The sequence below is a fragment of the Marinomonas aquiplantarum genome, from assembly GCF_003314975.1.
Classification (GTDB): Bacteria; Pseudomonadota; Gammaproteobacteria; order Pseudomonadales; family Marinomonadaceae; genus Marinomonas; species Marinomonas aquiplantarum.
This window is the reverse complement of record NZ_QNRF01000004.1, coordinates 127,318-153,990: the sequence shown is the minus strand read 5'-3', so window position 1 is coordinate 153,990 and position 26,673 is coordinate 127,318. Positions and strand designations below refer to the sequence as shown.

General features: G+C 43.6%; 27 protein-coding genes. 15 read left to right on the top strand and 12 right to left on the bottom strand.

What is annotated here, in order from left to right; translation table 11 throughout:
• Positions 1-29: 29 nt before the first annotated feature.
• A complete protein-coding gene (locus DFP76_RS08905; protein ID WP_113874292.1) occupies positions 30-614 on the bottom strand; it encodes a glutathione S-transferase N-terminal domain-containing protein in 585 nt (194 codons plus the stop codon).
• Between the two features lie 103 nt (positions 615-717).
• Between DFP76_RS08905 and DFP76_RS08900 the strand changes: the two genes are divergently transcribed.
• Positions 718-1,146, top strand: coding sequence for a DUF2721 domain-containing protein (locus tag DFP76_RS08900; RefSeq protein WP_113874291.1), 429 nt, complete (start codon positions 718-720; stop codon positions 1,144-1,146).
• On the opposite strand, the gene DFP76_RS08895 is transcribed toward DFP76_RS08900, so the two are convergent.
• Complete coding sequence (locus DFP76_RS08895; RefSeq protein WP_113874290.1) at positions 1,128-2,051, bottom strand: N-acetylmuramoyl-L-alanine amidase-like domain-containing protein; 924 nt, start codon at positions 2,049-2,051, stop codon at positions 1,128-1,130. The genes DFP76_RS08900 and DFP76_RS08895 overlap by 19 nt on opposite strands.
• Before the next feature lie 101 nt (positions 2,052-2,152).
• On the opposite strand from DFP76_RS08895, the gene DFP76_RS08890 reads away from it, so the two are divergent.
• Positions 2,153-2,419, top strand: coding sequence for a hypothetical protein (locus DFP76_RS08890; RefSeq protein ID WP_113874289.1), 267 nt, complete (start codon positions 2,153-2,155; stop codon positions 2,417-2,419).
• A gap of 53 nt (positions 2,420-2,472) precedes the next feature.
• Here DFP76_RS08890 and DFP76_RS08885 read toward each other — a convergent pair whose 3' ends face one another.
• From DFP76_RS08885 to DFP76_RS08875, 3 genes are all read right to left on the bottom strand, one after another.
• A complete protein-coding gene (locus DFP76_RS08885) occupies positions 2,473-2,844 on the bottom strand; it encodes a thioredoxin family protein (protein ID WP_113874288.1) in 372 nt (123 codons plus the stop codon).
• Positions 2,845-3,256: 412 nt separating this feature from the next.
• Positions 3,257-4,873, bottom strand: a complete 1,617-nt coding sequence (locus DFP76_RS08880) for a methyl-accepting chemotaxis protein (protein WP_113874287.1) — start codon at positions 4,871-4,873, stop codon at positions 3,257-3,259.
• Positions 4,874-5,047: 174 nt separating this feature from the next.
• Positions 5,048-6,199, bottom strand: coding sequence for an EAL domain-containing protein (locus DFP76_RS08875; RefSeq protein WP_181799811.1), 1,152 nt, complete (start codon positions 6,197-6,199; stop codon positions 5,048-5,050).
• A 162-nt stretch (positions 6,200-6,361) separates the two neighbouring features.
• Here DFP76_RS08875 and DFP76_RS08870 point away from each other — a divergent pair, with 162 nt between their 5' ends.
• Positions 6,362-6,775: a helix-turn-helix domain-containing protein gene (locus tag DFP76_RS08870; protein ID WP_113874285.1), complete on the top strand. Its 414-nt coding sequence runs from the start codon at positions 6,362-6,364 to the stop codon at positions 6,773-6,775.
• Positions 6,776-6,780: 5 nt separating this feature from the next.
• On the opposite strand, the gene DFP76_RS08865 is transcribed toward DFP76_RS08870, so the two are convergent.
• Positions 6,781-7,875: an amidohydrolase family protein gene (locus DFP76_RS08865; RefSeq protein WP_113874284.1), complete on the bottom strand. Its 1,095-nt coding sequence runs from the start codon at positions 7,873-7,875 to the stop codon at positions 6,781-6,783.
• A 103-nt stretch (positions 7,876-7,978) separates the two neighbouring features.
• On the opposite strand from DFP76_RS08865, the gene phnR reads away from it, so the two are divergent.
• The 11 genes from phnR (at position 7,979) to ypfH (ending at position 19,759) form a co-directional block, all read left to right on the top strand.
• A complete protein-coding gene (gene phnR / locus DFP76_RS08860; protein WP_113874283.1) occupies positions 7,979-8,686 on the top strand; it encodes a phosphonate utilization transcriptional regulator PhnR in 708 nt (235 codons plus the stop codon).
• A gap of 177 nt (positions 8,687-8,863) precedes the next feature.
• A complete protein-coding gene (locus DFP76_RS08855; protein WP_113874282.1) occupies positions 8,864-9,892 on the top strand; it encodes a putative 2-aminoethylphosphonate ABC transporter substrate-binding protein in 1,029 nt (342 codons plus the stop codon).
• Positions 9,893-10,060: 168 nt separating this feature from the next.
• Complete coding sequence (locus tag DFP76_RS08850; RefSeq protein WP_113874281.1) at positions 10,061-11,137, top strand: putative 2-aminoethylphosphonate ABC transporter ATP-binding protein; 1,077 nt, start codon at positions 10,061-10,063, stop codon at positions 11,135-11,137.
• Positions 11,134-12,870 carry a putative 2-aminoethylphosphonate ABC transporter permease subunit gene (locus DFP76_RS08845; RefSeq protein WP_113874280.1) on the top strand — a complete coding sequence of 579 codons (1,737 nt, stop codon included), beginning with the start codon at positions 11,134-11,136 and terminating at the stop codon, positions 12,868-12,870. Before DFP76_RS08850 ends, DFP76_RS08845 begins: the two co-directional genes overlap by 4 nt.
• A gap of 12 nt (positions 12,871-12,882) precedes the next feature.
• The gene (locus DFP76_RS08840) at positions 12,883-13,803 is read left to right on the top strand and encodes an EamA family transporter (protein WP_113874279.1); all 921 of its coding nucleotides are present in this window, start codon (positions 12,883-12,885) and stop codon (positions 13,801-13,803) included.
• Between the two features lie 36 nt (positions 13,804-13,839).
• Positions 13,840-14,496, top strand: coding sequence for an HAD family hydrolase (locus DFP76_RS08835; RefSeq protein WP_113874278.1), 657 nt, complete (start codon positions 13,840-13,842; stop codon positions 14,494-14,496).
• Between the two features lie 272 nt (positions 14,497-14,768).
• A complete protein-coding gene (locus DFP76_RS08830) occupies positions 14,769-16,178 on the top strand; it encodes an alanine/glycine:cation symporter family protein (protein ID WP_113874277.1) in 1,410 nt (469 codons plus the stop codon).
• A 243-nt stretch (positions 16,179-16,421) separates the two neighbouring features.
• A complete protein-coding gene (locus tag DFP76_RS08825; RefSeq protein WP_113874276.1) occupies positions 16,422-17,129 on the top strand; it encodes a glutamine amidotransferase-related protein in 708 nt (235 codons plus the stop codon).
• A gap of 108 nt (positions 17,130-17,237) precedes the next feature.
• On the top strand, positions 17,238-17,732 hold the full coding sequence (locus tag DFP76_RS08820) for a hypothetical protein (RefSeq protein ID WP_113874275.1): 495 nt from the start codon (positions 17,238-17,240) through the stop codon (positions 17,730-17,732).
• Complete coding sequence (locus DFP76_RS08815; protein ID WP_113874274.1) at positions 17,733-18,893, top strand: GGDEF domain-containing protein; 1,161 nt, start codon at positions 17,733-17,735, stop codon at positions 18,891-18,893.
• A gap of 245 nt (positions 18,894-19,138) precedes the next feature.
• Positions 19,139-19,759 carry an esterase gene (ypfH, locus tag DFP76_RS08810; RefSeq protein WP_113874273.1) on the top strand — a complete coding sequence of 207 codons (621 nt, stop codon included), beginning with the start codon at positions 19,139-19,141 and terminating at the stop codon, positions 19,757-19,759.
• 85 nt (positions 19,760-19,844) lie between these two features.
• Here the strand turns inward: ypfH and DFP76_RS08805 are convergent, their stop codons facing one another.
• The 5 genes from DFP76_RS08805 to DFP76_RS08785 all read right to left on the bottom strand — a co-directional run bounded on the left by DFP76_RS08805 (position 19,845) and on the right by DFP76_RS08785 (position 24,366).
• Positions 19,845-20,624, bottom strand: a complete 780-nt coding sequence (locus tag DFP76_RS08805) for an ATP-binding cassette domain-containing protein (RefSeq protein ID WP_113874272.1) — start codon at positions 20,622-20,624, stop codon at positions 19,845-19,847.
• Position 20,625: 1 nt separating this feature from the next.
• Complete coding sequence (locus tag DFP76_RS08800) at positions 20,626-21,732, bottom strand: ABC transporter permease (protein WP_113874271.1); 1,107 nt, start codon at positions 21,730-21,732, stop codon at positions 20,626-20,628.
• A 93-nt stretch (positions 21,733-21,825) separates the two neighbouring features.
• On the bottom strand, positions 21,826-22,752 hold the full coding sequence (locus DFP76_RS08795; RefSeq protein ID WP_113874270.1) for a sugar ABC transporter substrate-binding protein: 927 nt from the start codon (positions 22,750-22,752) through the stop codon (positions 21,826-21,828).
• Positions 22,753-23,285: 533 nt separating this feature from the next.
• Complete coding sequence (locus DFP76_RS08790; protein WP_113874269.1) at positions 23,286-23,576, bottom strand: YrhK family protein; 291 nt, start codon at positions 23,574-23,576, stop codon at positions 23,286-23,288.
• Positions 23,577-23,829: 253 nt separating this feature from the next.
• Positions 23,830-24,366: a cysteine hydrolase family protein gene (locus tag DFP76_RS08785; RefSeq protein WP_113874268.1), complete on the bottom strand. Its 537-nt coding sequence runs from the start codon at positions 24,364-24,366 to the stop codon at positions 23,830-23,832.
• Between the two features lie 105 nt (positions 24,367-24,471).
• On the opposite strand from DFP76_RS08785, the gene DFP76_RS08780 reads away from it, so the two are divergent.
• A complete protein-coding gene (locus DFP76_RS08780; protein ID WP_113874267.1) occupies positions 24,472-25,380 on the top strand; it encodes a GlxA family transcriptional regulator in 909 nt (302 codons plus the stop codon).
• 54 nt (positions 25,381-25,434) lie between these two features.
• Here the strand turns inward: DFP76_RS08780 and DFP76_RS08775 are convergent, their stop codons facing one another.
• Positions 25,435-26,598, bottom strand: a complete 1,164-nt coding sequence (locus tag DFP76_RS08775; RefSeq protein ID WP_113874266.1) for a phytanoyl-CoA dioxygenase family protein — start codon at positions 26,596-26,598, stop codon at positions 25,435-25,437.
• Positions 26,599-26,673: the final 75 nt, after the last annotated feature.

Here is a 26,673-nt window from a genome sequence, read left to right as displayed (position 1 = left end):
GCCTCAAAATGTGGGACACAAAGAAACCATCAATAACGTAGCGCAATCGCTTGCTGCAACAATGGCCAAGCTAATAACGCTTGTTGATAGTGTTTAGCCTTATCTGACAGGGGCAGATCATAATCGGCAATACGATAGGCTAAAATGCCGTAAAAAGCATCCACAGCACCAGGACTATCGAACATAAAAGGCCCTTTTGCCTGACAAAAAATTTCATCAACTCTGTTTAGTTCGTGACGTAAATCACTGGATATCTCAGTTAACGGTGTCACAGGCTGTAGTGAAAATGGACATTCTTGACGCAAGGTTACAAAGCCCGCATGAAGCTCGGCACATAAACTTCTCGCCACCGCCTTCTCAAGCGCTGATAATGGATACAAAGCACCATCTGAGAAGTCGTTAAAATATTCCGCGATAGCCAAAGAGTCATGCACGACTATGTCACCAATTAGCAGAGCGGGCACCAAGCCTGTTGGCGACAATTTTCTTAGCTCGGCTTTGTCACTTTCTGATTGCAAATCAATCCCTTGTAACTTAACGTTAGCTCCCGCTAATTGACTGCATAACCAAGCCCGTAAAGACCAAGTTGATAAGGTTCCAACCACTAGTTTCATCACTGCCTCCAAACGCAATGGTTTCCATCACACTGTTTCTGAAAAACTGTTAAAATAGAGTCGGTTAATACTATCAATGAATGACGTCCTCAAAAGGAAGACCATGATCATCACCCTAACGACTCCCGCTATGTTGTTTCCCGCCGTTTCCCTTTTATTGCTGGCCTATACCAACCGCTTCGTGACCCTCGCCTCCATTATTCGGACCTTTGATCCAAAACAAGAAGACGATAACACCACTGAACAAATCGTTAACTTAAGAAAACGCATTTATCTCATTCGACGAATGCAAGAAGCGGGCGTGATAAGCTTTTTTCTCTGCGTCATGTCCATGCTGGCCATCTATCTAGAATACCAACAGGTAGGCAGTTATATTTTCGCTGCTAGCCTAGTTTGCCTTATGTATTCTTTGTACCTATCTGTTCGTGAAATTACCATTTCTTGCGATGCCTTAGAACTTCATTTAAAACACTTTAACGCAGACCTAACACGCAAAAAATCGGTAAAAAAGTCCTACAAGCGAATCGACTGAAGATTAAAACCTTGCAAAGATGAAGACGCATCATACTGAGCAAAGTAGTCGATAAAATCCTCATCCACTACTTTTTGATGCGTCACACTGGCATGGCGAAGAATCAGACGACCATTTTGTCTTAGCACGAATCCTTGATGCGACACATTTAAATTGGTACCTATCCATTTCTTCAGCGCCCAATCAGGACGTACCATATTAATCACACTCCCTGACGGAATGCGATCGAGCAAAGCCTGATTCACTTGTTTATCTGGCCCCACAAATACGGCGGTTAACGGAACATAGGGAATGTCAGCTTGGACCACTTGAAAGTGCTGTCCGGTCCCGTGCAATTTTTCCAAGATCGGTTCACAGCCCTGCTCACAAGCGATGCTTTTCGCACTTAAATGACGATACCAAGCCGCGCGATCAATTTGCGTACTGGCTTGCTGAAATTGTGTTGGAGCGACTTGATCCGTGATGTCTTGCAATATTTCGCGGTTATTCGGCAACCAATCCAAACTGGGAAAATGGTTACGCTGCACAAAATTTACTTGACCATGCTGATAACGAATGTCGATTAAGTTGTCTTTAAAGCTTGCAGCTGAAACGGACTGTATTCCAGCCAACACCGTCTCAACATAGGTCGTGCAATCAAACACATCGAAGCGTATCAGGGGATCTTTATCGAATTGACCACTTTGCCCTTCTCCAGCATTGCCGCCAACATAAGGCACTCCCATAAACAGATGACTTAGTCGCGCGACACGCGTTGCCACCGCCATCGAATCGACTTGAGTGGTTATAGATTGATAAAACACTTGCTCTATTGCTGGGTCATAGATGTACTCGGAATCACTCCCGTTGGCATGGTTATACAAACTACCCACTAAGAGACAGCAGCCTAGCCAATGTTTTTTCATCATCACCTCGTTTGCAATACATCACAAAAATGAACAAAACCCTCACTCACAGCCTAACATCATGTTGCTAAAATACCATGCACAGAAAGAGAGGTTTGCCCATGAAGATACAAAGTCCACCTTTTTTATATGGCCAACAGGGCTTACAACAAAGCCAACGAAACCTTGAACAGGCCAATCAAGAAGTAGCGCAAATGGCTACGCAAACCTTTGATCGAGTGCAGCCCAAAGAACTCGATGCACAGCAGGGTTCTATCGAAGAAAGCTTAATGGAAGCGAGACAAGCCACTCGCAATGCCCAATCAAATGCACAGGTCATTGATGGCTCAAACAAAGCCATTGGTAGCTTAATTGATATTACGGTTTAGGCATTAGAATTTAATCTAGGGTTTTAAGGAAGGTGCGAATTACTGGCTTTTATTCATTGACTGAGGCAAGAGGAGTTGTTCGTACCATCCATAAGTAGACCGTTAGCTTGATTTAAGTCTTCAAGACAAGTAACTCTGACCCAGCGACCAATTTCATGGCCATTTTTTAGTAAAATCAGACTCGGCCATAATTTCACGCCAAACTGGCGCCCCAACCTTTTTCCTTTGCCATCAAACACCTTAACATGAGGCAGAGTCGGATAGGGTTTCATGAAGCATTCAATCACTGGCATAGCGGCTTGACAATGAGTGCACCAAGGCGCACCAAACTCAACCAAGGCATACCCCGTCAGTTGATCTAAAGCCTCTTTGTCAGGCGCTTCTTCTGAGTAATGCTTATTATAGCCAAGCGTCATCGCTAACATATGGAACACCTTATTTAATTTTCCTTAATCCATTCTAAGCTGAGCAAGACCAAAAAGAAAACCGCCCAGTAAAGCGGCTTTCTGACACACATTATCTGACCTTAAAGAAAGCACAGCACTACCTAGGGAAGGTGCGAATAAGTCTTCTGAACATCAGTCTTATCAGAGAAACGGTCTATCAAGGCAAGAGTGAGCAGGAATGTTAATACCTTTCAATCACTCTTAACACAGAGAGGCCGTTTCTCTGAAAGACCCGAAGGGCGTGGTCTAAGCTCTCTTTATTCTTTGTTAAGCTTCTTGCCAATATGCTCAATATTGGACGGCGAAACTTGCCTTGAATAAAAGAGAGTTATCCACACGCTGAAGTCAGTGGACTTGTTCGTACCTTCCCTAGTTCAGGAAATGAGATGCTCTAAACTTTAAATTTCACCACGAGATCATTAAGCTCAACAGCTAAACGAGTCAATTCCGCCGCACTGGCGCTCGTTTGATTCGCACCGACAACGGTTTGTGCTGCTAAATCACTTATATTAGTAATATTCCCATCCACTTCCTTCGCGGTATTTGATTGCTCTTCTGCGGCACTAGCAATCACATGATTACTGTCACTAATTGCGGCAATACGGCGAGTAATCTGCTCTAAAGCCAAAGCAGCTTCTGCCACTACCTGCTTAGCCATGCTGGTTTTTTGACTGGTACTTTCCATAGAAGATACCGCTGCATTAGCGGATGTCTGAACGTCTTTCACCATGGTTTCGATTTCTTCGGTAGACTCTTGTGTTCTATGAGCAAGACTACGGACCTCATCCGCAACTACCGCAAATCCTCGTCCTGCCTCACCCGCACGAGCGGCTTCGATTGCTGCATTCAAAGCCAGTAAATTGGTCTGCTCTGATACAGCACGTATCACATCCAAAATCTGTCCAATAGAAGAAATCTGACTGGCCAGCTGGTTAATCACATTGGTACTGGTTTGCATTTCTTGGTTCATATCCGTAATGACTAAGGTCGTTTCATCCACTTTGCCTTTACCTTCTGACGCCAAACGAGACGATTCATGTGAATCTTGAGAAGTAGTCTGAGCCGTTTTTGCCACTTCATCAATCGCAGAGCTCATTTGTGTAATGGCGGTAGCCGCTTGTTGAATTTCATCACTTTGTAGCTGCAATCCATGGGTTGAACTTTCAGTCACAGAATTAAGTTCTTCTGCTGCTGAAGCCAACTGGCTCGAAGATTCACCAATATGAACGATGGCTTCTCTAAGGTTATTTTGCATAGTGTCTAAGGCCATGGCCAAACGAGTCACTTCATCTTTGCCATCCACCTTCAATGCTTGCGTTAAATCCCCCTGAGCAATTCGTTCAGCCGAATGCATGGCAGCTTGCAGTGGTTGATTAATACTCTTCGCCAAATAAATGGCAATAAAGACAGCAAATATCGCAGCGCCCACAACAATCACACTGATTGCCACCAAACTATTATTATATTCCTGTTTTGAGGCTTCACTCGTTTGATCGGCAATCCTACGATTCTCCTCAACAATGTTATGCAGTGCTTTCACCATCTGATCAGCTGCCTGGTTCATTTTTGGCGTCAGAGCCATAAGCTGAGCGCTATCTTGCTTTAATACTGCTTCTGTCACTTGAGTCTGTAAGCCAAAATAGGTTTTCTCATGCTGCAAAAAACGTTCAAAAAGCTGACGTTCACTCGCGACTTCAATGTGTGATTCATAAGCTTGTTGGTATTGCAGCACTTGCTGTTTTATAGCCTGCAAAGTCGCCAGTGTTTTTTGATTCTGTTCAGAGTCTTCGTTTAATAAGCGCAACGTAAAAATTCGCACTCTCATTAAATTACTGTTCATGTCCCCAAGGCTGGAAATGGCTGGCAGTATGTTCTCCTCGATTTTCTGCGAGTTAGAACGGATATCTTGCATGGTTTTAACCCCACCCCCACCAAGTATTATTAACAACAGCAAAATCACGGAAAACGCGGCAAAAAGACGCGCTCTAATATTCATCTTTCGTAACATATTCGTACCCTTAATTAATAGTAACGTTACTTCTTAAGTGACATATTAACTCGACGTATAACCCCAAGAAGGAACTAAACGGCGAGAGTGGAACGTCAAGCCAGCACTCATACGGACTCAGGACAGGCACACTCAGCTTGTTTCAAACAAACCTTTTTTTATGGCATCCTAAACTTAAGAATTGGAGATTCTCACCTTCATCCACTGCTCAAATTCAGTCGAAGACAAAGGTGGAGAATAGAGAAAACCCTGCATGACGCGATAACCCATCTCAGTTAGCAAAGACAACTGACTTTGCGTTTCCACACCTTCAGCGATAGCTAGAAGGTCAAGCTCTTGCGACATGTTAAAAATAATGCGGCTCAAATGAACGGCCATCTTATGTGGAAATTCATGTACAAAAAAACGGTCTAACTTTAAATGAGATATGGGAAACTTTAGCAACCTCTTGAGGTTAGAATGCTCGGTTCCAAAATCATCTAACGACACTTTCACTCCCATAAAATAAAGCTCAGCTATTTTATCGGCGATATTGATGTCACAAGGAAATGGCGTACGTTCAGTTATTTCAATAATTAAATGGTCAAATGGAATATCTAATTTCGTCAACATGGTTTTTATATGATTCGTAATATTAGAATCACAAAAACTCATGACAGAAAAATTAACGGAAATGTGCGGAATCGATATACCATTTTCTCGCCAATGTACAAATTGTAGGCAGGCTTTATTGAATACCAGTAAATCTAACTCGGAAATAAGTGAATAGCTTTCAGCAATTTTAACAAACACATCTGGGGAGACATCACCAAACTCATCAGAAGACCACCTTGCTAATGCCTCAACACCATAAAGCGTATTATTTGTTACATTAACTTGTGGTTGATAAACCACAGACAGTTTTTCAGCAAATAAATCTTGACGAAGTGAACAAGCCATAAAATCGGTTGATAATTCATTGCTTACGCTTCCCACTTCTTGCTGGCGAAAAATCAAACCAAGGTATTCTTTACCATCAAGAGAAAACGGATCTACCGACACCGTCACTAGAAAAGGCGTCGCTTTTTCTGGTCGATACAATAAGGAAAGTGTCGTACCTGAATATTTTTTAAACTCTTTTAAGAAAAAAGTCCCTTGTTTTTCAAGTGACCAAAAACAATCATCAGGAAATGTGATAGTCTTGTTAGAACAATTAGTTAGGAAAAGTTTCTGAGCACGAGCATTACATGAAACGAGCGTACTTTCAGCATCCAGAACAAGTAAACTGGCACCAAATAGTTCAGATTCACGCCATTCAAGCTTTGTGTTCCAAGCGTCTATTTCCACGAGCAAGTCCTTGCTTTGCATGTTGAAGACAATGGTATTTCGACATCATTATTTGTCATATAGACAAAATGACATACAAATATTGCCTAATAGGCAAATTGAGTCAAGCAAATTGCCTCATAGGTTTTGTCGTACTAGTCTGTCAAAAAGGATAATCTCGTCATGAAGATAGGACAGGTTATCAAAGTCTTGCGCCTACAACGTAAGATGACACAAGAACAAATTGCACTGGAAGCAGATATGGCCACCAGCAATGTGTCTCGCATTGAGAAAGGCCTAAGACAACCCTCTCAAAAGGTCTTATGGAAATTGGCTAAAGCACTGAATACCACGCCCTCTGTTATTTATGCTGCGAGTGAACAGCCTGACGGCAATATTTTAGATTTTCTAGAACAAGTTAAATATGATGGGAAAGGAGATTCACCACTTAATAAAAGCAAAAAAATTGGCAGTTCTATCATTAGTAAAGATGCTCAACTTATATTAAAACTCTACAGCGAACTCTCTCCAAAGAATAAATCTTTATTATTAGAACAACTTAAAACCCTTCATAAATGGCAAGAAAAACCCATCTAAAGCATTTAGGAAGAACACACTTCTGGCGCCACATATTCCAACTTCAATAAGTCAAAATAATTTTGCCCTAATGCAATATTGCGAAATGCTTCATCACTCAGAAATTGATGAATTCGGCCTGTCACTCTCAGCTCTTCTTGATACACAGCAAAACGATTATTACGAAAAGCGACAAAATCCGAACCAGGCAAGATGCGCTTAGAGTATTGATTAAAGAAAGCTACGTACTTTTCTTGATTGCCCCATTGACTAAAATAATAGTCGTCTAAAATGCGCCATGAGGCATCTAACATCAGGTTAGGATACTTATCTAACATCGCGGACAATATAGCGATATGATGCTCCGCTTTCATGTTAGTCAATTCATAGGACATCCCCATGTGCGCCCAAATAATTTTATTGTTTGGGTATAAAGACAATACCTGCTCCATTAATGGAACATATAACCTTGGGTCACTATTATTTCCTAAGTCGGAATGAATGGTAATGGGATAACCTCGCACCTCCAACTCATTCATAAAGCCAGCCCACTGACGAATATCCTGAGGCGTTGCTGGCTCATGACGATTAGCAAACTGAGCTTGCTTAACTAAGTTAACTTCCCCCATCCAGCGAAACATGTCTGGGTACTCTTTTTCATAGAGCGCCATAATAGCCAAGGTGGATTGCGGGTTGGCTAAGTCCGTAAAGGTCATCGATAAAGTTAAATGCAAATCATCTGGGGCATGCTCCAACATATTTGCCGCATTAACAAAATCATTTCGAGTTGTCGGAGAGACTGGTGTACCGGGGCATTTTAAATAATTGGAGCAGCTAGAGTTGGCCGGTAACATTTGCCCAATACCGTACACATTTGCAAAGCGAACGCTGGTTTGGCGCAGAAAGTCATTTACCTGTTGAAACGGTATCGCACGCCCATCAAATGGCCGATAATGAAGATGGCTATCAACTACCGCTGTGTAAGGTTCATTCGCTCGGTCATAACACGCCGCCCCCGCCTTAAAAGACGCTAATGGACGTGATTCGCTTTTAGAGTCATGTGCACACCCCACCAATAAGGAACAAAGCGCAACCGTGACCATCAAAGGATGACAAGACATTAGAATGAATCCTCTTTGTTAAAACAAAAACTTTGACGCTTGCTCATCTAACACGTTATTTTTAAGGTGTTTTTGCTCGTCTACTAATAGGAAAGACCTTACCATGTCCACGCCACACTATCATCATTTACAACAGTACTTTAGTGACCTGATCGCAAGTCAACAGCTGGTCCCTGGAAGTAAGTTGCCATCTGAAAGAAAAATTGGCGAGCAATTTAAACTGACACGAGTCACCATTCGACAAGCCCTTAAAAACCTTGAAGCCGAAGGCCTTATCTATCGACAAAATAGACGCGGCTGGTTTGTTTCACCAGCCGCCGTGATCTACCACCCCGCCAGTCACTTAAGCTTTAATCTATATGTGACAGAACAAGGCTTTTCACCAAGCACTGAGAAATTGGCGCAACAAATTGAACCCGCTAACGAGCGCATTGCACAGTTAATGAACATTCCTGTTGGCAACCCAGTCCTCTATTTGCACCGTCGCCGCTATATTGACCAGCGCCCTGTGCTGATCGAGAAAATGTACATCAATCAAAATTTATTACCTGGTATAGAAGAGGAAGATTTAACTGAATCATTGAGCCAGATTCTTAAACGAAAATATCAGCAAGAATATCGGGACATGGATCTTTCTTTCAAATCGACTTCCCTTCCAGCCCATGCAGCCAACGATCTAGGCATTGCCGCTGGTCAACCAGGGTTGCAGATTGAGCGCATCAACTACACCAGCCACAAGCAAGTTCTTGAGGTCGACTATGAGTTTTGGCGTCATGATGCCGTCACCATTAATATTGCCATTCGAGACTAACCCTTCTCCCGAAACGCTACCAAATTTTTTTTCTATTCCCTTAAAAAGCCGTCAATAACGCCATTTTTCGTGCGCCCTATTAAAAGAATTGTCACATCAATGACATATTTGGCTGTTATTTTGCATTACACAATCTGGTATATACCAGTTGACCAACCTGATGCATGGAGAAGAGAAATGACACATAAGACCCTACTTAAACGTCTGGCTGTTTTAGCAGGCATCACCACGGTTTCAATGGCTGCTCACGCCGCAAAAACAGAACTTACTGTCTACACTGCGATTGAAGCAGAAGACCTTAAGAAATATGCCGCTCGCTTTAACGAAGAGCATCCTGAAATCAAAATCAACTGGGTACGAGATTCAACTGGCATAGTAACGGCCAAATTACTGGCAGAAAAAAACAACCCACAAGCCGATGTCGTTTGGGGCTTAGCCGCCACCAGCTTAATGTTGCTTAAAAGCGAAGACATGCTGCAAACCTATCAACCAGCAGGCTCTGAAAAACTGTCACCAAAATTCAAAGACATGAGCAACAACCCGGTTTGGACTGGTATGGACGCTTGGATGGCGGCCGTCTGCTACAACACGGTAGAAGCAAAGAAGCTAGGATTACCGAAACCTACTTCTTGGGCTGACTTAACCAAGCCGGTTTATCAAGGCCACATCATCATGCCAAATCCAAATTCATCCGGTACAGGTTTTCTAGACGTCAGTAGCTGGTTGCAGATTTTTGGCGAAAAAGAAGGCTGGGCTTACATGGACGGCTTACATCAGAACATTAATCGCTACACACACTCAGGTTCTAAACCTTGTAAGTTAGCCGCCGCAGGGGAGATTCCGATTGGTATTTCATTCGCCTTTCGAGCTGCAAAATCGAAAAAAATGGGCGCCCCACTCGACATTGTCTTTCCAACTGAAGGGTTAGGCTGGGACATGGAAGCGACCGCCATTATCAAAGGGACTGACAAGCTAGCCGCAGCGAAGACTTTGGTTGACTGGACAGCATCACAAAAAGCCAATGAAATGTATAACGAAGGTTATGCGGTTGTCGCCATGCCAGGCATAGCCAAACCTGTAGAGTACTTCCCGGCCAACGCAGAAGCACTAATGATCAATAACGATTTCGAATGGTCTGCCAATAATCGCAGCCAAATTCTCGCTGAATGGCAAAAACGCTACGATAGCAAAAGCGACCCTAAATAGTATCTTACACGGGGAATAGGCATGCCGATTCCCCGTGTTTTTTCATTCAACAGACGTATTCTGCATTAGCCGATTTTTAGCCTGTTTTGTCATATCCACTTACTCTACTTTGCTTTGTGAGTTTAAGAGATGATGACAAAACAGACTCTTATTCAAGGAGAGGATTCTATGTCCAACCAAGCCTACTTAGAACTACAAAACATTCATCAGATGTTTGGCTCACATCAAGCCTTAAAAGACGTTTCCCTTAACATTCAAGAAGGCGAATTTGTCTGCTTTCTAGGCCCATCAGGTTGCGGCAAGACTAGTCTATTACGCATTATTGCTGGGTTGGACACACCGAGTTCCGGCGAGCTTTTTCAAGCGGGCCAAAACATCACACAAACCCCAATCAAACATAGGGATTTTGGCATTGTGTTTCAGTCATACGCCCTATTCCCAAATTTATCTGTTGCTGACAACATTGCTTACGGCTTGGTATCAAAGCAGTTTAGTCAACGTGATAAACAGGCTCGTGTGAGCGAACTGTTAGCCACCGTTGGACTGTCTGGCAGTGAAACCAAGTACCCAGCTCAATTATCTGGAGGTCAACAACAAAGGGTCGCCTTAGCACGAGCCTTGGCCACGTCTCCAGGGCTACTGTTATTGGACGAGCCACTCTCTGCGCTGGACGCTCGTGTAAGAGCGCACCTTCGCCAAGAGATCAAGCAACTACAAGAAAAGCTCGGTGTCACGACTATCATGGTAACGCATGACCAAGAAGAAGCCTTAACCATGGCCGATAAAATCGTCGTCATGAATCAAGGCGTTATTGAACAAATTGGTACGCCACAAGAAGTCTACACACACCCAAATACACCATTTGTCGCAGAATTCGTGGGCGAGATGAACTTCATTGAAGCCAAAAACAGTGGCGATGGTTTAATGCAATCAGGCACTCTGATGTTGCAGTGCGAACCAAGTAGCGAAAGCATGTTTGGAGAAAATGTGAAACTGGCGATTCGCCCTGAAGACATTCGTTTTAATGGTCATGAGGATGATAAAAACAGCCTCAATGCCCAAGTGCTTCATCTAGAGTTCCTTGGTTCTCGAGTGCGCTCTTTATTGCAAATCGATGATCATGAGACACCTCTTATTGCCGACATTTCAATGAACGAAATGTCTGGCTTAAACCTAGCTCAAGGTCAATCCGTACGCTGCCAACTACCAGCTGATCGTCTGCATATTTTCGGAGGTCACGCATGAACCAATCCAGCCTCGCAACAGTTGACCAACCTAAAATCAAAACGTCTCAAGGCAAAGGGTCAAAATGGCTTAGTCACCGCAGTTTGGATGAATGGTCACTTGGTGCTGTGCTCATGATTGGGGTCTTAGCCCTCTTCATATGTGTTGTGCTACCAATCTATACCCTGTTATCAAAAAGTATTGAAAACAAAGCGGGAGAGTTCGTTGGGTTAGCGAATTTCAGCCATTTTTTCGCCACGCCCAGTCTTTATAACGCCATCAATAACTCATTGTTGATCGCTTTCTTGTCGACATTCATTGTCACTACTCTGTCCTTTTTGACCGCTTATGGCATCAGCCGCACACGCATTCCGTTTAAAGGCCTGTTTCGCACTATTCTTGTGTTACCTATATTGGCACCATCACTTCTGCCAGCCATCAGTTTGGTTTACCTCTTTGGTAACCAAGGCATCATTAAAGAATTACTTATGGGCGAAAGCATCTATGGCCCTATAGGGATTGTTATTGGATCCTGCTTTTGGACTTTTCCTCACGCCTTAATGATCATGCTAACCGCCTTAGCCAACACCGATGCTCGTCTTTACGAATCCGCAGAAGTACTGGGTGCGTCCCCAATACGCACTTTTTTTACCGTGACATTTCCAGCCGCAAAATATGGCATTATCAGTGTTGCCTTTGTCGTCTTCACATTGGTTATTACCGATTTCGGTGTTCCAAAAGTCATTGGCGGCCAATTCAATGTCTTGGCAACAGACATATACAAACAGGTTATTGGCCAGCAAAACTTTGAAATGGGCGCGACGGTTAGCGTTATCTTGCTTTTGCCCGCCATTCTTACCTTTATTACAGATCGTTGGTTACAACGTCGACAATCTGCTTTATTGACGTCGAAAGCCGTTCCTTGGGTAGCACCAAAACGCCTTTGGTTAGATCGCACGTTTTTTGCTCTTATGGTGCTGGTTTCTGTGGTGATTGTCGGCATCATACTGATGGCAGTTTATGCGTCACTGGTCACCTTTTGGCCCTACAATCTAAGCCTATCCTTTAACAACTATAACTTTGACCTAATGGATGGTGGCGGCTGGGACTCCTATTGGAACTCCATTCAAATGGCCACCTTTACCGCTCTGATTGGTACAGGTTTTATCTTCTTCCAGTCCTATTTGGTCGCGAAACTAAAAGGCTTCCAATTACTAAAATGGTGCTTTCACCTATTTGCTATCTTGCCGTTAGCCGTGCCTGGTCTGGTACTGGGTTTAGCTTACATTTTCTTCTTTAACGCGCCCAACAACCCACTTAATGGCATCTATGGCACCATGACCATCTTAGTGGTTTGTACTATTAGCCACTTTTATACCGTGTGCCACCTGACCGCAACAACGGCCCTAAAACAGATTGATGCTGAATTTGAATCCGTATCAGCTTCATTAAAAGTGCCGCAAATTAAAACCTTCTGGCGCGTCACCTTGCCAGTGTGTATGCCTGCGGTGTTAGACATTGCCAGTTATTTATTTGTCAACGCCATGACCACAGTATCAGCAGTGGTCTTCCTTTATTCTTACCACACCAGCTTAGCCTCTGTGGCGGTATTGAATATGGACGATGCTGGTGACATTGCGCCGGCTGCCGCGATGGCGGTAATGATTATGTTGACCTGTATGGTGGCACGCTTAGTTCACTGGTTGTTAGGCAACGTATTGCTTAAACACACCCAGTCTTGGCGCCAGAAGTAGGAAACGAACGAAATGAGCCTGACCGCCATTGCTTTAGTTATCATATCGACCTTCATGCATGCGGGCTGGAACTTTTTTGGCAAAAAGACCAGCCCAACATTGGCTTTCTTTTTCCTGACCATGGTCGCTGGCGCGTTGATCTTTTCACCTTTTGTGATGCTTCACGGGTCACTCATTCTCGCGTTCAACCAAGAAATATTGATACTGCTCTTACTGACGGGACTATGCCAATCCATATACCTATGGGGATTAGCCGAAGCTTATAACGCAGGGGATATGTCCATTGCCTATCCAATTGCTCGTTCCTCGCCTTTAATCATTGTGGGCATTTCCACCTTTGTCCTCGGGCAACAAGAAGCGGTTTCACTGCAAGCGGTTATTGGCATGACGTTGATTATACTTGGCTGTCTGTTCATTCCATTACCCAGTTTTAGTGAATTCAAACTGGCTAATTACCGAAATCGGACGACTTTTTTTGCCCTTGTTGCGGCCTTTGCTACAGCCGGTTATTCCTTGGTTGATAACAAAGCCACGCAATTAATGAGGGGGTTAACCGACGCTTCGGGAAATCTGCTCGCTAGCCCAAGTGAAGTTGCCTTGGTCTACGTGACCTTGCAAAGCGCTTTTGCCGTCATCTGGATGATTTGGTTTGTGATTAGCACTCAAACACAACGTCGTGAATGTGCCGAGCTGGTTCGTCATCAATGGCAAGCCGCCCTGCTAACTGGTGGCCTGATGCTGGGAACCTATTCGCTGGTCATTCTCAGTATGGCGTTTGTCGATAATGTCAGTTATGTCGTGGCATTTAGGCAATTGAGCATTCCGTTGGGCGTTCTGTTTGCCGTAATTGGTTTTGGTGAATCTTTAAAGGGCCCGAAAATTCTCGGGGTTCTTATGACGTTTATCGGTTTAATCGCCGTGGCGCTGGGTTAAATCCAAGCGCATCTTTTAACATTACAAGGAGCCAGAATGGCACTCGCATTTTTTGATCTTGATAACACGTTAGTCGCGGGTGATACCGCGCAAGCATTCTCTGAATACATTGCTGCTCACAATAATATTCCCACACCAGACGATTTTCTCGCCCAAAACCTCGCTTATATGGAAGAGTATGACGCAGGCACTTTGGATCTAGCGACTTATATGCGATACACCTTATCCCCACTACGCCACTTAACATTTGATCAAGTCGACACACTGATCCAAGCTTTCATCCAGGATGTCATTATCACTATGGCGTTACCAAAAGCCCGAATGTTATTACAGAAACACCATGATGCAGGCGATCAAGTCATCATCATTTCGGCCACAGGCATTCATTTGGTCGCACCTATTGCTCGCTATCTTGGGGTGAAACATGCCTTAGGAGTCGACATCGACGTTCAAGATGGAAAAATTACCGGTGAAATCATCGGTACACCAACCTTCCGCGAAGGAAAAGTCACACGCGCTCAGGCATGGGCTGAGCAACACGGCGAATCCATGTCAGGGAGCTATTTCTATAGTGATTCTCACAATGACCTTCCGTTACTGGAAAAAGTAGGTCACCCCATTGCCGTTGATCCAGATCCAATACTTACCAATATTGCCCAACAACGCCAGTGGAAGACCCTCAGCCTGAGATGATTCCTTAGGGCGCTTATCTCACTGTTTTTAAGCGCCTTTTTCTTTTTAAAAGCCAAAAATTCGCACCAAAAACACGCACAAACAGAAGCATTGCAAGAAAAATGCACCAAATTTAAACATTTTTTATCCATTTTAACTTGCCTATTTTTTTTTAGACGCTAGTCTTGCTGCCTTTTACAGAATAGTGACTCTAAAAGAATCACTCTTTATTAGACTTTATTGAAGTCTTTCCCCCACCCTAATAATGAAAAACATAAATTTGGGAGTGCCACATGGCGACTATTATTGACTCGTTAAATACCCTATTTTGGGGCTATATTCTAATCTACGGCTTACTGGCTGTTGGTATTTTCTTCACCATTCGTCTTGGCTTTATACAGATACGCCAATTCCCTGAGTTTGTTCGCACCGTTTTCAAGGCACCTCAACATGATCGAGGCGGCATTACTCCCTTTCAGGCACTTTGCACCAGTTTGGCTTCCCGTGTCGGCACAGGAAACATGGCAGGTGTCGCCGTTGCACTGGCTCTAGGTGGTGCGGGCGCGATCTTCTGGATGTGGGTGGTGGCTTTAATAGGCATGGCGACCGCTTACGCTGAAAGCACACTTGCTCAGGTTTATAAAGTCAGAGATCAACATGGTCAATTACGAGGTGGGCCAGCGTTTTACATCAGCAAAGGTCTAAAAGCACCTTGGGCTGGCGCGATTTTTTCTCTGTCTTTGATCTTAGCGTTTGGCTTAGTCTTCAATGCTGTGCAGGCCAACTCAATTGCAGGTGCTGTCGAAGGTGCATTTGGTGTGCCTAAACTCACCACGGGCTTAGTGATTATGGCATTGGCTGCCATCGTTATTTTTGGTGGCATCCGTAAAATCGCTCGTTTTGCTGAAATCGTTGTCCCTTTCATGGCCATCGTATATCTGCTTTTGGCATTTTACATCATCGCCATGAATATCAGCGATGTACCTGCCGCCTTTGCCATGATCTTCAAAAGCGCTTTTGGCTTTGAACAAGCCGCTGGCGGTGTTGCCGGTGCCATGCTAAATGGTATCAAGCGTGGTCTTTTCTCAAACGAAGCGGGTATGGGGTCGGCACCAAACATTGCCGCAGTCGCTACTCCGAATCCACATCACCCATCGTCACAGGGCATGGTTCAGTCATTAGGCGTCTTTATTGACACCTTGCTAATCTGTACAGCCACAGCTCTCATGATTTTGCTTTCTGGTGTAATGGGCAATGGCGAGTCTGGTATCGTTCTAACGCAAACCGCCATGTCTCATCATATTGGTGGTTTTGGTCATTATTTCGTAGCGATCGCTATTTTCTTCTTTGCTTTCACCTCCATCATTGGTAACTACAGCTACGCGGAAAATGCATTAACCTACCTAAAATGGGCTAATAAACCAGGCATTTTCATTTTACGAGTTCTGGCTCTGGCGATGATACCTTGGGGTGCATACGAAAGCGTAGCAATGGTCTTTAACGCTGCAGACGCGGCAATGGGCTTGATGGCAACCATTAACTTAATTGCCATTACACTGCTTTCTGGCTTAGTGGTTAAGCTCACAAAAGACTATATAAAACAGAACAAAACTCATACTCCTATCTTTAACTCAGATGATTACCCTGAGTTGAAAAAGGACATCGACTTGTCTGTTTGGGATGAAAAAACCGAACAAAAATAATCCATACTTATGGATTAAATGAATCCATAAAATGGCATGAGAATACAATTTTTCATGCCATTTTTTTATGCCTAGTACTCTATTAAAATCTAGCTTTCTAAACAGCTTGACTCATATTGTAAAATCCCTTCCTATATCGGGCTGGTTTACGTCGCTTATCAAACTGCCAGCGCGCTACAATCCAAGTTTAAAGTCGCATGCAGGTCCAATCTTAATACGCTGTTTTTGAGGATATAAAAAAGCATGAAAATCGGTATTCTTGCTGCTGGTATCACACCAGAACCATTAAGGGAACATTACCCAACCTACGCGCAAATGTTTGCGGATCAAATGGGTCACATTGATCCGCAGCTCGAATTTGAGATATTTGATGTTCGATTAGATCAATTTCCTGATAACACAGAAATCTGTGATGCTTGGCTAATCACTGGATCAAAGTCCGATGCCTACGGAGACGAGCCTTGGATATTACGATTATGCGACTTTATTCGAGACATCGATGCACGAGGTCAGGTGCTAGTAGGTATTTGCTTTGGTCATCAAATCATCGCCTTGGCACTCGGCGGCAGCGTTACCAAGTTTGAGGGCGGATGGGGTGTAGGCGTTCATCATTATCAAGTACAGGGGACTATTCCTACCCTTCCCAACCAAACTGAAATTGCATTCTGTGCTTTTCACCAAGATCAGGTCATCCATAAGCCAGACAAAATGGCGGTTTTTCTGAGTTCGGAATTTTGTCCCTATGCGGGATTAATCTATCAAGATCGCATTATCACCTTCCAAGGCCATCCGGAATTTTCCAAGGCTTACGAAGCTGATCTGATCACCCTATATGAAGCCACAACACTGTCACCAAACGTGGTGACAGCAGCACGTCAAAGTTTGTCGGAAAGCGATATTCAAAACCAAGCTTTAATGGTCTGGATAACGCAATTTTTGCAATCTTCATAACTTTTAGTGAGACTCTGTTCCAATAAACAGAGTCTTTTTACGACACTAAGGTCGATTCTTATTATGATCTAGGCTAGCATTATATCTTTAGCTTTAGAGTCCAATTCCATGAAAGCCCTGTTTGCACTGATCCTCTGCGTTTTCAGTAGTTTCGTGCTATCCGCTGAGTTAAGCCCTTACCGACAAACACTCCCTATTCCTGATCAAGCTCAAGAATATAGCTTAACCATAAACGGCAAACATTATGGATATGCGGACCTAACGAAATTCCCATTATACCAATCGAATTTTTCGACCATTTGGCGTGCATCTGGCAACTTTATTGGCCCTAAATTAAGCGACCTTTTGCACGATGCAGGGCTTGCAGATTTTCAACAACTTTATCTCGTTGCTAGCGATGATTATGCCGTTATTATGAATGCCGATGCAGTAGAATTACAAACGGCTATGTTAGCCATTGCGTTAGATGGGAAAGCCTTTGAAATCAATGACAAGGGACCGTATTGGTTAGTTTGGCCAGATCGTGAAGAAATGCTAAAACTTGGTATGAATGAAGGTGACCTATGGGTCTGGAGCCTTCACCAAATAGTAAAGGTCAAATAAGTGCAATTGCTAAAGTCCAACCCGATTAAATTCGTTGTTATACCGATCGTCATCTCGGCCTTGGTACTGTTAACCATTGGTTTATGGCGCTTCCAACAAGACATCAAAGACATACACAGACACATAGGCATTACGCCTCATGAAATCCGCTATCAACTCCAACAGAGTAACCTACAAGTAGCCTTAATCGATCAAGAAATCAATTTCACCAAGCAATATCAAGTTCAAAATGATAAACAAGACGTCATTAACCGAGCAGAACAGCTAAAGTATCGTATCGAAAATATTCGTGTCGTTTGGGGAACCCTCAAGTCAGATCTCGACAAAACCGACCTACAAGAAGAGTTAAACACTTTCGAAAGCCACTTAGATGCGTTGATTCAATTACTGAGAATAGGTGACCTCAGTTCGTCTGAGCATCTCGACAAAATATTTGCCGAATTACTGCAAGTGAAAATTTTCAGTGCCGCCATGTACACTCATGGTAGTGCTTTTATCCGAGAGCATACCGATAGATACGTTCAAAAGCTGTCTAAAATAAGTATGGCTATCAACACGTTAATTCTTATTTTCATCTTGTTGTTAGCGGTTCTGTCCTATGCTCTAACACTGATTTTCAAACAGAAGAATGACCTGAATAAACTCTCTATCGAAGACCCACTAACAGGCCTATACAATCGCCGCCAATTCAACCTTCATCTCACTCACGATGTCAGAGAATACAAAGCACAACAAAGCCCTCTTTCACTGATGATTTTCGACATCGACTACTTCAAATTGTTTAACGACCATCTGGGCCACATTGCTGGAGACCATGCCTTACAGCTTATTTCAGAGCACCTAAAAGCCTTGAAAAAAGCCAACAGCAATATTGAGTTCTACCGAGTGGGTGGTGAAGAGTTTGCTTGCCTTTGCCATGAACAAGATTATAACAAGACGCTGGCTATTGCTGAGAAGATTCGTGCTTCCATCGAAGCACTCAATATCGAACACGCGATGAGTAAAGTAGCCGACAACCTAACTATTTCCATTGGTATTGCCTTCGCCGAATCACTCGAAGAATTAAATTCTGACAGTATTTATTCAGCAGCAGACCAAGCCTTGTACGAGGCCAAAAAGCGTGGCCGCAATCAGGCTTATGGCTGTCCTAAAGAGTCTTAGTCCCGCCGCACGGTGGGGCTACCTCCTTCTGAATTAAGCGTGCCTATATCTCAGCAAGGTGCGGACAAATCCTCTGCCTAAGCATGTGTATAAAAGCCTGTTATTCGTATTTTCCTTAACGTCAGCCTATTCCATAAACTGACAACAAACTATTCCTTAAAAAGAAATAAAGCCTTTCAAAAACGACCATTTATTTAATATGGGATAACTTTTAGAGTGACCTTATTCTTTAAGGAAAAATAAACATGACTTCCATCGTAATTCAAAGCCCCTCATCCCCATCACACTTGTTTTTATTATTTCACGGCGTTGGCGCATCTCCTCTGAGTATGGAGCCGCTTGGTAAACTGATTGCCGAACATCAACCTAATGCTGCTGTTGTGTCTGTGGTCGCCCCACAAGCATCAGATTTAGGACAAGGGCTCCAATGGTTCTCCGTACGAGGCGTGACGGAGGAAAATCGTCTGGAAAGAGTTACTGCAGCCTTACCTTCCTTTATTGATTGTGTGCAATCTTGGCAAACCAAATATCAAATGCCTTTTCAGAACACCAGTTTAATTGGTTTTTCTCAAGGGGCCATTATGTCCCTATCAACGACGCAACTTGCTGAACCTATTCTGGCGTCCAGAGTCATCTCTTTATCTGGACGTTTTGCCGCCTTACCGCAAATCGCCCCGCCACAAACTCAAATTGCTTTTTTCCATGGGGAAGCAGATGAAGTCATCCATGTGCAATATGCTAGAGAGGCTTACCAAGCACTCAACGCCTTAGGCGCAGACACCTCATTACAGACTATTGCGCAACTGGGTCATAGCATTAATCAAGCGGAAGCCGCAAAGCTATTATCATTGGTTAAAAACGGATAGCTCGAACAGCAAAACGTACGAAAACGAAAAGCACAAAAAAGGGCATCAACAGATGCCCTTTTTACTTGCGGAAAACACAATCACCTTAGATTGTACCGCCTAAAGACCCTTCTAATTGCGCCAGCTCTTGGCCACCCGCCATTAAATCTTGCAGCTCATCAGAAGTGATTTCACCACGTGCTGCAGTTCCTAAGGTTTGACCTCGATTTAGCACCGTAAAGCGATCTCCCACGGCCAAAGCATGTCGAACGTTGTGACTAATGAATACCACACCGACGCCCTGTTCACGTACTTTGTCTATGGTCGCCAACACATTAGAGGTTTGACGTACCCCTAGCGCAGAAGTCGGCTCATCGAGAATCAATACTTTTGCACCAAAATACACAGCACGAGCGATGGCAACGGTTTGACGCTCACCACCCGACAATGTACCTACGGCTTGATCAGCGCTGCGTAAGTTGATCCCCATTTTTTTCATTTCGGTCATGGTGATTTCATCAGCGTGCTCAGTATCGAATCGTTTCCAAAGAAACTTACCTTTTGTTGGCTCACGTCCCATGAAGAAGTTACGTGCTACCGACATCAGCGGAATCATCGCTAGATCTTGATACACACAGGCAATACCCGCCGCCATAGCATCACGAGGGCTACCGAATTGTACTGGTTTGCCACCCATGTAGATTTGTCCTTGGCTAGGGCGGTAAACACCTGACATGGTTTTAATGAAGGTCGACTTACCTGCCCCGTTATCACCTAACAAACAATGACATTCACCAGGTTTAACATCAAAACTAACACCGTTTAACGCAATGACATTACCAAAATGCTTTTCAATGTTATCCATATGAAGAATTGATTCAGACATATTAGCGCTCCCCTGTCACACGTTTACGAATAGCGTTATTGAAAATAACCGCCAACAACAACATTGACCCTAGGAATACTTGGAACCAATCTTGGTCGATATTGGTGTAAGTCAAACCAATCACCACCATACCGAAGATAATAGAGCCAAAGAAGGCACCAATTGCCGAGCCGTAACCACCGGTTAATAAGCAGCCACCAATTACCGCGGCAATAATGGCTTCAAACTCTTTCATAAAACCACGACGAGCATCGGTACTACCTGCGTCCAGTACTTGAGTAATAGCAAGCAATGCGGCACAAGAAGCCGTTAGCATAAACAATGCAATTTTCACTTTACGAACTGGCACACCAGAGTTAGAGGCAGCTGTTTTGTCACCACCCGCAGCAAAGATCCAGTTACCAGCAGGGGTTTTAAGCAGAACGTACGTTGCCACACCAGCTAAAACGATGAACCAAATAATCTCTACAGGTATACCTGGCACTTTTGGCAAACCGCTGCGGAAAGTGTCAATCCAACCCATAGAAGCAGCCCATTGGAAGAAACCTTGGAAGGCATCGCCACTAAAGAAAGGCGCTAATGGATCACCTTCTACCGCATCACGCACACCGCGAAGTTGAGTAGAGCCACCTGTTGCCGCTTTCAAGCCAACTAGCGACAAACCACGTAGAATAAAGAGAAAAGCCAGTGTCACGATAAAAGATGGTAAGCCAGTTCGAAGAACAATTTGTCCATTAACCGCACCTACACCAGCACAGAAAATTAAGGTAATTGGAATGGCTAAAATCAAAGGCAAATCAAAATTGACCACACAAAAACCGAAAACTAAACCGGCAAATGCCACCATAGAACCGATAGAAAGGTCGAACTCACCGCCTATCATCAGTAAGGCGGCAGCAATAGCCAAGATACCTAATTGAGCTGCTGGCGATAGAATGTTTATGATCCCAGATAAGGTGAACATAGAGCCATCAGCGGTAAACATAAAAAAGATGGCAACAAGTAAAGCTCCCGCCACGGCACCAAGCTCAGGTCTTTTCATTAGACGAGCTACGCGGCTTTCTTCCTTCAATCGCTCATCAACTGTCGAGTCATTCTCTAGTGACATAAATCCTCCGGAACGCATTCAGTAAAACTGAAACGGAATACATTAGGGTGTGAAATAGGAAGGCCTTTCGGCCTTCCTGATTTTATAGAAGTATTAGCGAATACCTTTCGCAGATAGGTCGATTACTTGCGCGGCTTTTTCCGCTGTAATCAGGTTTGGACCAGAGGGTACGTTACCACCAGGCATTAAGCCGTAGTCAGCGTTAAGTGCTAGGAAGTCAACCGCCATGTAACCTTGCAAAAATTGTTGCTGGTCAATCGCAAAGGTTGCATCGCCATCTACAATGGCTTTTAGGAAGTCTGCCGAAAGATCAAAAGACGCGACTCTCACATCACCTGATAGGCCAAGAGATTTCACTGCCGCAACCGTTGGTTCACCCGCTGTAGAAGCACCCAATGCCATGATAGTGTCTACGTCTGGGTTAGAATCCAATGCGGCACGAACTTTAGACTCTATTTCGGAGGGATCATTCGTCGTTGGTAGAATGGCCACATTACCACCAAAACCTTCTGTGAAACCGGCACAGCGTTGGTCTAGGGATACGTTACCCACTTCTTGGTTAACACAAATACCTTTTTTGCCGCCCATTGCTTTTAGTTTCTCACCCGCGACTTTACCTGCATCGTACTCTTCTTGACCGATGTGTAATAAAGCACCAAGAGATTTGGAAACATCTGAACCTGCGTTAATGGAAATAACAGGAATACCTGCATTCACAGCACGACGAATAGAGGGTCCTAATGCATCTGCATCAGGGATAGACACCACCAAACCGTCTGGTTCTTGGTTCACTGCTGCATCAATTAACTGTGACATAGCGACCATATCAAAGGTCTCAGGGGCACGGTAATCAACGTCTGCGCCAGTGTGCTCTGCTGCCATTTCCACACCATTCTTCACCACAGACCAGAACGGATCGTTCGCTTGTCCATGTGAAACCACAATGATGTTGGCTGATAAAGCGATACTGGAGCATAACCCAGCTGAAGTAGCCAATAGACCTTTTATTATTTTTTTCATTCTCTAGCTCCTCTTAGGATAGTAGTTGGACGGCAAATAGCATTCGCCGTTAACCTTGGTAGTCACACCAAAAGTTAATATCTAGTTTAGCCAACTAAGAAAAAAAAGCTATAGAAAATAGAACAAAAATTGCAAAAAAATTAAAAGATGGAATAATTCGTTCAAAATTCAGATATTTAGCGTCCTAATCATCACTTTGATACTTTTTACAACCATCATAAAAATTAATAAAATCCTTATTATTCAATAATTTAGCTGTCAAAAACTCACCAATCGGTCAGATAAAAATTACGGCTAATATGACTATTTGAAATGAAACATGATCTGAAAAATGCCATGTAATGCCAGACAAAGCGCTTGCTAAAGCCACATTTTTGGCAAAGTTTCGCACAAAAAAGTGTCATTTATCACCTTTGAAACAAGTATTTTATGGCACTGGAATTGGCGTTTTACAAACACACTGTTAGCTTGCTCGGAGAACAAATAAGAAAAGAAAAACAATCGAGTACTGAGCACTCGATGCACTATTATTTTTACTTTTTGAAAGGTGAACCTGACCGTAATTGCGGATGAATTCGCCCAATATGAAGCAAACTTACTAATTTAATGGCGGGTTTGATCAAGAGTTGGGCACTGCCTAAAATAAACAACCAAGTGCCATCCTCAACTAAGGCATCACTCAAAAAGAAAAAGCTGCCAATAAGAAACCAAATACCAATCAATAAATCATTGAGAGCGCCGATCGCTTCATACCGCCGTTGTACAATAAGATGTTTTTGACCTAGCTGAATATCAAATTGATTAACCTGTTTAGATTCGGACATTATGGGTTACGTACCTTATTCTGTGGTTGAATTGTGATTCCGTTGCCCAAGTGTATCACTTACTAACGTCACTTCTTCTGATATCCCATAGGGTTATCTCACGGTCTGTAGACACCAACAAAAGAAGGCGCTTCAAAAAAATCTCACCCAGCCAACCAAGACACTGGCCTGCCATTAAGAATCGAAACTGGCTTTTGCTTTGTACTGCGGACGATTCGTCTACATCTCCTCCTCCGCAATACCTTGATTCAATTCACGATACAGGGTTGACAGAGAAAGCTTGATCCAGAGACAACAAAGACACTCGGGAAGACAGCCCATTCAATGCAATATTGTGGATCATTTCATCAACCGTGGTACAAGCTTCAGCAATAACAGACACCTGGTAGGGTTCAGCTGCTTTAGACAAGGCAGTATGAGTGACACAGTTTTGTGTCATCATGCCACACAAAAGGATGGATTCGACGTGCAGATCACTCAACAAACTTTGCAGATTGGTCTGCTCGAAACTGTCGGCATAATGCTTAATGACTAAGTGTGATGAGTCGAGCAAATCCGTTAATGCCGAATGAACCTCAACGCCTTTTGTTCCTTCATTAAAAAAAGGCGCAATGCCTTTTTCAGCCTTAACCACATGCTGAATAAAAATGATTGGCATCCCTTGTTGTTGTGCTTTCGTCATCGCAGCTTGAACCTTTTGCAATGTCTCTTCCGCCTGCCATAAGGGGTAATGCCCACCTGGGAAATAATCATTTTGTAGATCAATAACCAATAATGCTGTGTTCGCCATGATGCGTCTCCAGTCGTGTTTAAAAGAGACAAGAGTATGGCAAAATGCTCTGCATTCACTTAGAGTCAAAAATGACAGTTTTAAGGCAAAAAAAGACAACCCAATATGACACACATTCAAATCGGCATTTGCCAGCACTCAGTGGCGCTAAAATCAGCGGTGTATGGATTAGAAGAATTATTCCTGCTAGCCAACCGAATTTGTGAAGAGCATCAGCTCAACACAAGGTTTTCTCCGAGCCTAGTCACAGACCAACGAACAGACGAAAAAGCCTATGACATCATTATTTTACCACCTTGTATGGCTGGCCAAAGCGAGCCAACTGATGAACACTTAATCCAATGGTTAGTCCATCAACACCAACAAGGTAGCATTCTTGCTTCCGTCTGCGTTGGCGCATTCACCTTAGCCGCAACGGGTTTACTAGGTCATCGCACTGTCACCACTCACTGGTCATTTGAAGACGCTTTCCGTCAGCAATTCCCAGATCAAGCAATTGATGTCCAGCAGATCTTAATTGATCATGGCGACATCATCAGTGCTGGCGGAGTAATGTCATGGTTGGATTTAGGACTGGCACTGATTACGAAATACTCATCGCCCTTTGTCCGCAGACAAATAGGCAAGACACTTGTCATCGACACCATGTCTCGAGAACAAAGCTTCTATCAACAATTCTCGCCCTCTTTCAGTCATGGTGATCAAGTGGTGATCCAAGCACAACAATGGCTTGCACTCCATTACTCAGAAGACGTATCAATAAAAGCACTAGCGCAACATAGCAACTTAACAGAACGCACCTTGCTGCGCCGTTTTGTCAAAGCAACTCGACTCACTCCAAACCAATATCTACAACGACTCCGTATCCAAATGGCTTGCAATCTACTTGAAAGTACTCGCCAACCATTTGAATCCATTGCTTATCAAGTCGGCTACCTAGACAGCAGCGCTTGTCGTAAAGTGTTTGTGAAAATTATGGGGTTAACCCCCACCGACTACCGAAAAAGATTTTAATACGGCACATCTCAATGGATCACCCCCCTTAGCTAACCTCGACTAGAATAATACTCATCCCATGCGCTGTTGAGCTTTCAGCCGTACGCTCTTATCAAACTTTTCTACTGACCAATCTGCCGTTATCGCGTGCAACATCAGTTGTTGAAAAGTCTCAGGGGACAAGCCATTTAAAGGAGGATCTTGGTCCAAATTAGTTGGGAAAGCATAGCCTTCTGCTGTCGCTTGAATCACCGCTTGAACCTCAGACAAGGTTAACTGCTTAGCATGCCAGGCTGATAAAAGAGCAGGATAAATCGCCAGCATCATGCTATTTCTATCCACTGCTTCCATTGCCCGCCCAAATGCCGAAGAGATTTGCAGTAAATTCGCTACCCTGTGTTTATCATCTGTTATGTTGCTTCCCGCTGCATGAAACAAAGCAGGATTAAAAAATAACATATCGCCTTTTTCTAAAGGCAATTGAACCGCATGCGTTTCAAAGAATTGTTTAACGTCTTGTTCTCGATACGCTAAATAACCAGCCTCATATTGCTGTGAATAGGGTAATAACAGAGTTGGACCCGTTTCAATCGGCATATCAGTATGAGCTACAGCACCTTGCAATGTTAAATAGCCAGATAAGAAATGAACTATTTTTGGATAGGCCTGAACGGTTTCATTACTTTGAAAGCCTAGGTGATAATCTCGATGGACCTGTTGCGCTTGGCTGCCAGGAGGCACGCTATTCACTTGCGAAGTTAGCTGCCACCCAGGCCCCAACCAAGCTTCTGCAGCCAAGCCAATTAATTCATTGGAATAATAAGACACATAACTTTTCGGATCATACAAAGCGCATTTTTGCAGGGCATTCCAAATTCTACCGTTTGCTCCCGCTGCCGCAAAATGATCCGCCCCCCCAAGTGTCGAGGATTCACTTTCTAATAGTGTTTGATAAATGGACGTCTGTTCATCAATCACAGCAATATTTGTCATCGCCTGCTTTATGACAAACACACCGGGCCCTGAGCTTAAAGCATGATGTAGCTCCGACATAATTTGCTGACGGTTTTGTTTTGCAGCCTTTGTCAAAACATCGGCTTGGTAAATAAGCACTTGCTCTTTCACACCTGCTGCAAAAGGGTATTTAGCCAGATCGGTTTTTCTACTCACGACCTTTCGTAATAACTCGATGTCATGAGATTGAAGGCCTAGATAGGTTTTATTTTGATAATTCATAACGGACGTCTCACTTGAATACGATGCAACTCATCAACTATGCCTTTTCCTGTTGCACGGTTTCCTCTTCTAATG

Bases quoted from the DNA above. Each gene is read 5' to 3' on its own strand.
- DFP76_RS08870 (WP_113874285.1), top strand. From the start codon at position 6,362: ATGAAGATAGGACAGGTTATCAAAGTCTTGCGCCTACAACGTAAGATG.
- ypfH (WP_113874273.1), top strand. From the start codon at position 19,139: ATGACTTCCATCGTAATTCAAAGCCCCTCATCCCCATCACACTTGTTT.
- DFP76_RS08825 (WP_113874276.1), top strand. From the start codon at position 16,422: ATGAAAATCGGTATTCTTGCTGCTGGTATCACACCAGAACCATTAAGG.
- phnR (WP_113874283.1), top strand. From the start codon at position 7,979: ATGTCCACGCCACACTATCATCATTTACAACAGTACTTTAGTGACCTG.
- DFP76_RS08890 (WP_113874289.1), top strand. From the start codon at position 2,153: ATGAAGATACAAAGTCCACCTTTTTTATATGGCCAACAGGGCTTACAA.
- DFP76_RS08830 (WP_113874277.1), top strand. From the start codon at position 14,769: ATGGCGACTATTATTGACTCGTTAAATACCCTATTTTGGGGCTATATT.
- DFP76_RS08905 (WP_113874292.1), bottom strand. From the start codon at position 614: ATGAAACTAGTGGTTGGAACCTTATCAACTTGGTCTTTACGGGCTTGG.
- DFP76_RS08840 (WP_113874279.1), top strand. From the start codon at position 12,883: ATGAGCCTGACCGCCATTGCTTTAGTTATCATATCGACCTTCATGCAT.
- DFP76_RS08775 (WP_113874266.1), bottom strand. From the start codon at position 26,598: ATGAATTATCAAAATAAAACCTATCTAGGCCTTCAATCTCATGACATC.
- DFP76_RS08805 (WP_113874272.1), bottom strand. From the start codon at position 20,624: ATGTCTGAATCAATTCTTCATATGGATAACATTGAAAAGCATTTTGGT.
- DFP76_RS08850 (WP_113874281.1), top strand. From the start codon at position 10,061: ATGTCCAACCAAGCCTACTTAGAACTACAAAACATTCATCAGATGTTT.
- DFP76_RS08895 (WP_113874290.1), bottom strand. From the start codon at position 2,051: ATGAAAAAACATTGGCTAGGCTGCTGTCTCTTAGTGGGTAGTTTGTAT.
- DFP76_RS08900 (WP_113874291.1), top strand. From the start codon at position 718: ATGATCATCACCCTAACGACTCCCGCTATGTTGTTTCCCGCCGTTTCC.
- DFP76_RS08835 (WP_113874278.1), top strand. From the start codon at position 13,840: ATGGCACTCGCATTTTTTGATCTTGATAACACGTTAGTCGCGGGTGAT.
- DFP76_RS08780 (WP_113874267.1), top strand. From the start codon at position 24,472: ATGACACACATTCAAATCGGCATTTGCCAGCACTCAGTGGCGCTAAAA.
- DFP76_RS08845 (WP_113874280.1), top strand. From the start codon at position 11,134: ATGAACCAATCCAGCCTCGCAACAGTTGACCAACCTAAAATCAAAACG.
- DFP76_RS08880 (WP_113874287.1), bottom strand. From the start codon at position 4,873: ATGTTACGAAAGATGAATATTAGAGCGCGTCTTTTTGCCGCGTTTTCC.
- DFP76_RS08795 (WP_113874270.1), bottom strand. From the start codon at position 22,752: ATGAAAAAAATAATAAAAGGTCTATTGGCTACTTCAGCTGGGTTATGC.
- DFP76_RS08865 (WP_113874284.1), bottom strand. From the start codon at position 7,875: ATGTCTTGTCATCCTTTGATGGTCACGGTTGCGCTTTGTTCCTTATTG.
- DFP76_RS08855 (WP_113874282.1), top strand. From the start codon at position 8,864: ATGACACATAAGACCCTACTTAAACGTCTGGCTGTTTTAGCAGGCATC.
- DFP76_RS08800 (WP_113874271.1), bottom strand. From the start codon at position 21,732: ATGTCACTAGAGAATGACTCGACAGTTGATGAGCGATTGAAGGAAGAA.
- DFP76_RS08785 (WP_113874268.1), bottom strand. From the start codon at position 24,366: ATGGCGAACACAGCATTATTGGTTATTGATCTACAAAATGATTATTTC.
- DFP76_RS08790 (WP_113874269.1), bottom strand. From the start codon at position 23,576: ATGTCCGAATCTAAACAGGTTAATCAATTTGATATTCAGCTAGGTCAA.
- DFP76_RS08820 (WP_113874275.1), top strand. From the start codon at position 17,238: ATGAAAGCCCTGTTTGCACTGATCCTCTGCGTTTTCAGTAGTTTCGTG.
- DFP76_RS08885 (WP_113874288.1), bottom strand. From the start codon at position 2,844: ATGTTAGCGATGACGCTTGGCTATAATAAGCATTACTCAGAAGAAGCG.